Origin of the sequence: Dolichospermum sp. UHCC 0352 (genome assembly GCF_009711925.1) — a bacterium.
In the GTDB taxonomy this organism is placed as follows: Bacteria; Cyanobacteriota; Cyanobacteriia; order Cyanobacteriales; family Nostocaceae; genus Dolichospermum; species Dolichospermum lemmermannii.
The window spans coordinates 1-2,885 of record NZ_VIKY01000304.1; the positions used below are offsets into that span (position 1 = coordinate 1).

The 2,885-nt window shown below is 43.0% G+C and carries 1 protein-coding gene; it reads left to right on the plus strand.

What is annotated here, in order from left to right; genetic code table 11:
- Positions 1–160 precede the first annotated feature (160 nt).
- Entirely contained in the window at positions 161–2,452 is a 2,292-nt protein-coding gene (gene glgB / locus FJR06_RS22085) for a 1,4-alpha-glucan branching enzyme (protein ID WP_168652280.1), read from the plus strand.
- Positions 2,453–2,885: the final 433 nt, after the last annotated feature.

Consider the following 2,885-nt stretch of genomic DNA (forward strand, 5'->3'; position numbering starts at 1 on the left):
GGGAGGTTGGGGAGGTTGGGGAGGTTGGGGAGAAATTTCTTTCTGACAACTGACAACTAACAACTGACAACTGACAACTGACAGTGGCGACAAAGATGCAAGAATATGAATAGTTAAAAAGTAGATTTAGTTAATCACCATATATCACATAGGTAGCTTCATGTCCACAACCACAGTCGCCCCTGAACAGGTTAATCGCATTGTTGGCAATCAACATCACGATCCCTTTGAAATTCTGGGTTCTCATCTCATCGAGCAAAATGGTAAAACTGTCTGGGCTGTGCGAGCCTATCTCCCAAATGCCAGCGCTGCGTGGGTAGTAGTTCCAGAGGAACGGAAAGAATACCCAATGGATACAGTGCATAATCCACACTTTTTTGAATGCACCATTGAAACCCCAGAACTAAAAAATTATCAGTTACGCATTAAAGAAGGGGAACATGAGCGAGTGGTTAATGATCCCTACGCTTTCCGTTCTGCCCACTTAACAGAATTTGATCTACATTTATTTAGTGAAGGCAACCATCACCGCATTTACGAGAAATTGGGAGCGCACACCACAGAAGTAGATGGTGTCAAAGGCGTTTATTTTGCCGTTTGGGCCCCCAATGCCCGCAACGTTTCCTTATTGGGAGATTTTAACCTGTGGGATGGACGCAAACACCAGATGCGGAAAGGACACACAGGCATTTGGGAATTATTTATTCCCGAAATAGGTGTAGGAGAACATTACAAATACGAAATCAAAAATTTTGAAGGGCATATTTACGAAAAATCCGATCCCTACGGTTTCCAGCAAGAACCACGGCCAAAAACCGCATCTATTGTCACTGACTTAAATTCCTACACCTGGAATGACGAAGACTGGCTGGAAAAGCGGCGGCATAGTGACCCTTTGAGCCAACCCATCTCCGTTTACGAAGTCCATTTAGGCTCTTGGTTACACGCTGCTAGTGCTGAACCTGCCAAATTACCCAATGGGGAAACTGAAGCTGTAGTTGTCGTTTCTGAACTAAAACCCGGCGCTCGGTTTCTGACTTATCGAGAACTAGCAGATAAACTCATTCCCTACGTCAAGAAATTAGGATATACCCATTTAGAACTCCTCCCAATTGCCGAACATCCCTTTGATGGTTCTTGGGGTTATCAAGTAACTGGTTATTTTGCGCCTACTTCCCGTTTTGGTACACCTGAAGACTTCATGTACTTTGTGGATGAATGCCATAACAATGGTATTGGTGTCATTGTAGACTGGGTTCCTGGCCACTTCCCCAAAGATGGACATGGTTTAGCCTTCTTTGATGGTAGCCACTTGTATGAACACTCTGATTCCCGCAAAGGTGAACATAAGGAATGGGGGACTTTAGTATTTAACTACAATCGCCATGAAGTCCGTAATTTCCTAGTGGCTAATGCCCTGTTCTGGTTTGATAAATACCACATTGACGGAATTCGTGTTGATGCTGTCGCTTCCATGCTTTACCTTGACTACTGCCGAAAACCAGGAGAATGGTTGACTAACGAATATGGTGGTCGAGAAAATTTAGAAGCGGCAGATTTTTTACGTCAAGTTAATAGTTTGTTATTTAGTTATTACCCTGGTGTGCTTTCCATTGCGGAGGAGTCCACATCTTGGCCAATGGTATCTTGGCCTACCTACACAGGTGGATTGGGCTTTAATTTAAAATGGAATATGGGTTGGATGCACGATATGCTGGATTACTTCAGCATGGACCCGTGGTTTCGTCAGTTCCATCAAAACAATATTACCTTTAGTATGTGGTATAACCACAGCGAAAACTTCATGTTAGCTCTGTCCCATGATGAAATCGTCCATGGTAAGAGTAATATCATCGGCAAGATGCCCGGTGATGAATGGCAGAAGTTAGCTAATATCCGCTGTCTGTTCGCTTATATGTTCGCTCACCCCGGCAAGAAAACCATGTTTATGAGCATGGAATTTGGTCAGTGGAGTGAGTGGAATGCTTGGGCTGATTTGGAATGGCATCTATTACAGTTTGAACCACACCGACAGTTAAAGGATTTTTTCCAGTCTCTTAATCTTTTTTACCGTTCTGAACCAGCTTTATATACTCAAGATTTTGACCAAGCGGGGTTTGAGTGGATTGATTGTACTGATAACCGTCATAGTGTGGTTTCTTTTGTCCGTCGTGACAAGAATTCTGACGATTTTATGATTGTGGTTTGTAATTTTACACCTCAACCCCATTCGCACTACCGTATTGGTGTTCCTGAAAAGGGTTTTTATACAGAGTTGTTCAATAGTGATGCTCGTCAGTATGGCGGTAGCAATATGGGCAATTTAGGTGGTAAGTGGACTGATGATTGGTCTTTGCACAATCGTCCTTATTCTTTGGATTTGTGTTTACCTCCTTTGGGTGTGTTGATGCTCAAGTTGGATAAACAGAAGTCAGCACAGGTGATGGAATAATACTATAGGGTGGGCATTGCTCACCCTATATTGTTTTTATGATTTACAGCACTTCTCGGTATTATGAGGTATAAGAACCGCCCCCTAACCCCCAATTCTGGGGGAACAAGAATTTGAAAGTCCCCCAAACTTGGGAGATTTAGGGGGCGAAATAGGCACAAAACTAAGATAGATAGGACTTGTGTGTACACCGTAGCTTAGAAAGGGGGGAAATTAATCAAAGTCCCCCTTTTTAAGGGGGACTTAGGGGGATCTAGAAGGCTTATTATAACTAGCAACTTGGGTTAATACAAGCGTTTGGGATTTTTCACGTCTGCAAGTTGGGATATCGCATTTTCATTTTGACATCTAAGAGGGTGTTTGAAAAGTTATGGTTGATGTATCAAATATTTTTTACCCCACCCTAACCCTCCCCTTGTAAAGGGGAGGGAAC

Excerpts from the sequence above, each read along its gene's own strand:
- glgB (WP_168652280.1), top strand. The coding sequence starts at position 161 with ATGTCCACAACCACAGTCGCCCCTGAACAGGTTAATCGCATTGTTGGC.